The organism is Kitasatospora sp. NPDC057542 (assembly GCF_042801945.1).
GTDB lineage: Bacteria > Actinomycetota > Actinomycetes > Streptomycetales > Streptomycetaceae > Kitasatospora.
In genome coordinates, this window is the sequence record NZ_JBHVFE010000625.1 from 1 (window position 1) to 4,236 (window position 4,236).

General features: G+C 73.3%; 4 protein-coding genes. 3 read left to right on the forward strand and 1 reads right to left on the reverse strand.

Features of this window, described 5'->3' with window-relative positions; translation table 11 throughout:
- Positions 1 to 3: 3 nt before the first annotated feature.
- Positions 4 to 252 (reverse strand): Sec-independent protein translocase subunit TatA, encoded by a 249-nt coding sequence (gene tatA / locus ACFU7Y_RS41025; RefSeq protein WP_380771497.1) that lies wholly within the window; start codon positions 250 to 252, stop codon positions 4 to 6.
- A gap of 264 nt (positions 253 to 516) precedes the next feature.
- Between tatA and ACFU7Y_RS41030 the strand changes: the two genes are divergently transcribed.
- The 3 genes from ACFU7Y_RS41030 to ACFU7Y_RS41040 are packed head-to-tail and all read left to right on the forward strand — an operon-like array spanning position 517 to position 4,161.
- On the forward strand, positions 517 to 1,710 hold the full coding sequence (locus tag ACFU7Y_RS41030) for an agmatine/peptidylarginine deiminase (RefSeq protein ID WP_224280287.1): 1,194 nt from the start codon (positions 517 to 519) through the stop codon (positions 1,708 to 1,710).
- A 37-nt stretch (positions 1,711 to 1,747) separates the two neighbouring features.
- The gene (gene ureA / locus ACFU7Y_RS41035) at positions 1,748 to 2,455 is read left to right on the forward strand and encodes an urease subunit gamma (protein WP_224280289.1); all 708 of its coding nucleotides are present in this window, start codon (positions 1,748 to 1,750) and stop codon (positions 2,453 to 2,455) included.
- Complete coding sequence (locus tag ACFU7Y_RS41040; RefSeq protein WP_224280291.1) at positions 2,452 to 4,161, forward strand: urease subunit alpha; 1,710 nt, start codon at positions 2,452 to 2,454, stop codon at positions 4,159 to 4,161. Before ureA ends, ACFU7Y_RS41040 begins: the two co-directional genes overlap by 4 nt.
- Positions 4,162 to 4,236 lie beyond the last annotated feature (75 nt).

The window sequence follows — 4,236 nt, forward strand, 5'->3', positions numbered from 1 at the left end:
CGGTCAGACCGGACGCTTCACCGGCTCGGCCGCCGGGCCGGCGGGCGACGGCGCCGCGGGGCCGTCGGACGGCTGCGCCGACGGACCGGCGGGCGCCCCGTCCTCCCGCAGGGCCGCCGTCTCGGACTTCAGGATGCGCATCGACTTCCCCAGTCCGCGCGCCATCTCGGGCAGCTTCCTGGAGCCGAACAGCAGCACCAGGACGGCCACCGTCACCAGTACGTGCCAGGGCTCCAGACCATTGCGCAGCATCGCCGCCTCACCCGGCCTTTCATCGTCGTGACCGGGGCCGCACGCGGCGGCGGTCCGGTCGTCTCGGGGTGGTTTGGGCGCCTCCACCGTAAAGCTTGACTGATTTTTCAGTCAATGCGAGAGTTCAGTTCCGGCGATGCCGGACGACCTCGTCCCCCGGGACGGCCTCTTCGTCCGCCGCCCACCGGCGCCACGCGGGCCGCTCCCCAGGAGCCTGGCCCGCCCGCCGGGCCGGAACCACCCCCAGCCCCACCGGAGTCCAGCGTGTCCCAGTCCCCCCTCGCCCGCCGCACGGTGCTGCGCTCCCTCGCCGGAGCCGGTGTGATCGCCCTCGGCGCGAGCGCCTGCGCCGCCTCCGGCGACGACCCCGCCGACCCCGCGGCCCCGACCTCCGGCGCTCCCGGGCAGCCGTCCCCGGACGCGCCCGTTCCACCCCCCGCGCCCTCCCCCGCCCGCGGACGCCGGCTCGGCGGCGAATGGGAGAAGCACGAACGGACCTTCATGGCCTGGCCCGCCTCCGAGAACGTCTGGGGCGACCAGCTCGGGGCCGTCCGCAGGGACATCGCCTCGGTGGCCACGGCCATCGGTGAGCGCGAACCGGTGGTCCTGCTCGTCCGCCCCGGCCAGGAGACCTCGGCCCGCAACGCCTGCGGTCCGGGCGTCGAGCTGCTCTCCGTCCCGGTGGACGACCTGTGGGCCCGCGACACCCTCCCGGTCTTCGTGGAGGAGGGCGGCAAGGTCCAGGGCGTGGACTTCAACTTCAGCGGCTGGGGCGGAAAGCAGGAGCACACCAACGACGCCCGGATCGCCCGCACGGTCCTGGAGAAGTACGGGATCGAACGGATCGAGACCCCGATCACCGCCGAGGGCGGCTCCTTCGAGACCGACGGCCAGGGCACCCTGCTGGTCACCGAGAGCTCCGTGGTCAACGAGAACCGCAACCCCGGCCGCACCCGCGACGAGGTCGAGGCGGAACTCAAGCGGGTGCTGGGCCTCACCAAGGTGATCTGGCTCGCGGGCGTCAAGGGCAAGGACATCACCGACGCCCACGTCGACTGCCTCGCCCGTTTCGCCGCACCCGGGGTCGTCCTCCTCGACCGGGCCTTCCCCGGCACCCCGCCGGACGTCTGGTCCCGCTCCGCCGACCAGGCCCGCGCCGTCCTCGCCGAGGCCACCGACGCCGCCGGACGGAAGCTCAAGGTGATCGAGATCAGCCAGCCCGACCCGGACCGGATCACCGGCCGCGGCGACGCCTTCGTCTCCTCGTACATGAACTTCTACATCGGCAACAAGGGCGTCTACCTGCCGAAGTTCGGCGACGCCAAGGCCGACGGCCACGCCCAGGAGATCTTCCGGGACCAGTACCCGGACCGCGAGATCGTCCCCCTCCAGATCGACACCATCGCCGGCGGCGGGGGCGGCATCCACTGCGCCACCCACGACCAGCCCGCCGGCTGACCCCCGCCGTCCCGCACCGAGGGAGAAGGGAACCCTTGTGCAGCTGACCCCCACCGAACGCGACCGGCTACTGATCTTCACGGCCGCCGAACTCGCCCGCGCCCGCCGCGCCCGCGGCCTGCGGCTCAACGTCCCCGAGGCCATCGCCCTCGTCTCGGACACCGTCTGCGAGGCCGCCCGCGACGGCCTCCGGCTGGCCGAGGCCGTCCGACGGGGGCGCTCCGTCCTCTCCTCCGCCGATGTCCTGCCCGGCGTCCCCGACCTCGTCACCGAGATCCAGGTCGAGGCCGTGTTCGAGGACGGAACCCGGCTCGCCGTCATCGCCGACCCGTTCGGCGGCGGCACCCTCGGCGAGGCCGCGCCCGGCGCCGTGCTCCCCACCGGCCACCTCGGCGACCGCACCGAGCCCGTGCACACCCTCGCCGTGCACAACACCGCGGACGTGCCGATCTCGGTCACCTCGCACTTCCACTTCTTCGAGGCCAATCCGCGCCTGGCCTTCGACCGTGCCGCCGCCTACGGCACCCACCTGGCCGTCCCGGCCGGCTCCTCGGTGCGCTTCGACCCGGGCACCACCGTCGAGGTCGGCCTGGTGCCGATCGGCGGCGAGCGGGTCGCGATCGGCTTCGCGGGGCTCGTGGACGGCCCGCTGGACGCACCGCGGACACGGCAGGAGGCCCTGCGCCGGGCGGCCGAGCAGGGCTACCTCGGAGCAGTCGACGACGAGCAGGAGAACCAGCCGTGAGCAGCAGCACCGAAGCGTCCGAGTACACCGCCGTGCACGGCCCGCGCGCCGGGGACCGGGTCCGGCTCGGCGACAGCGGTCTGGTCGTCCGGGTCGAATCCGACTCCCAGCGGCCAGGTGACGAGTTCCTGGTCGGCTTCGGCAAGACCGCCCGCGACGGCCTGCACCTCAAGGCCGCCGCCGTCCGGGACACCTGCGACCTCGTCATCAGCAACGTCCTGGTGATCGACGCGATCCAGGGCATCCGCAAGACCTCGATCGGCATCCGGGAGGGCCGGATCGCCGCCATCGGGCGGGCCGGCAACCCGGACACCCTGGACGGTGTCGACGTGGTCGTCGGCACCGGGACGGCCATCGTCTCCGGCGAGGGCCTGATCGCCACCGCCGGCGCCATCGACACCCACGTCCACCTGATGTCCCCGCGGATCATGGAGGCCTCGCTGGCCTCCGGCGTCACCACCATCATCGGCCAGGAGTTCGGCCCGGTCTGGGGCGTCGGCGTCAACTCGCCCTGGGCGCTGCGCCACGCCTTCAACTCCTTCGACGCCTGGCCCGTCAACATCGGCTTCCTGGGCCGCGGTTCCTCCTCCCACCCCTCCCCGCTCGTCGAAGCCCTGGCCGAGGGCGGGGCCTGCGGCTTCAAGGTGCACGAGGACATGGGCGCGCACACCCGCGCACTGGACACCGCACTGTCCGTCGCCGAGGAGTACGACGTCCAGGTGGCCCTGCACACCGACGGCCTGAACGAGTGCCTCTCCGTCGAGGACACCCTGCGCGTCCTCGACGGCCGCACCATCCACGCCTTCCACATCGAGGGCTGCGGCGGCGGACACGTCCCCAACGTGCTGAAGATGGCGGGCGTGCCGAACGTCATCGGCTCCTCCACCAACCCCACCCTGCCGTTCGGCCGGGACGCGGTCGCCGAGCACTACGGCATGATCGTCTCCGTCCACGGCCTCAAGACCGATCTGCCCGGCGACGCCGCGATGGCCCGCGACCGCATCCGGGCCGGCACGATGGGCGCCGAGGACGTGCTGCACGACCTCGGGGCCATCGGCATCACCTCCTCCGACGCCCAGGGCATGGGCCGGGCCGGCGAGACGGTGCGCCGCACCTTCGCCGTGGCCGGCAAGATGAAGGCCGAACGCGGCCCGCTGGAGGGCGACGGCCCGGACGACGACAACGAGCGCGTACTGCGCTACATCGCCAAGCTCACCGTCAACCCGGCCATCGCGCACGGCCTCTCCCACGAGGTCGGCTCGATCGAGGTCGGCAAGCTCGCCGACATCGTCCTGTGGCAACCCGCCTCCTTCGGTGCCAAGCCCCAGCTGGTCCTCAAGGCCGGCTTCCCCGCCTACGGCGTCACCGGCGACCCCAACGCCGCCACCGAAACCTGCCAACCCCTCGTCATGGGCCCCCTGTTCGGCGCCCACGGTGCCACCCCGGCCGACCTCTCCGTCGCCTTCACCAGCCGCGCCGCCGCCGAGTCCGGCACCCACGCCCGCCCGTACGACACCATGACCACCCGGCGCCGTCGCGTCGCCGTCCGCGACACCCGTGGCATCGGCCCGCGCGACATGGTCCGCAACACCCGCCTCGGCGAGGTCCTCGTGGACCCGCGCCAGGGCCTCGTCACCCTCGACGGCACCCCGCTGCAGTCCTCCCCGGCCGAGGAAGTCCCGCTGAACCGCCTCTACTTCCTCTGACCCGTCGGCCGGGCAGCCGGGCAACCGGCTGTCGACGGTCGTCCCTGCACCGCCGCCCCGGGCACCCACGTGCCC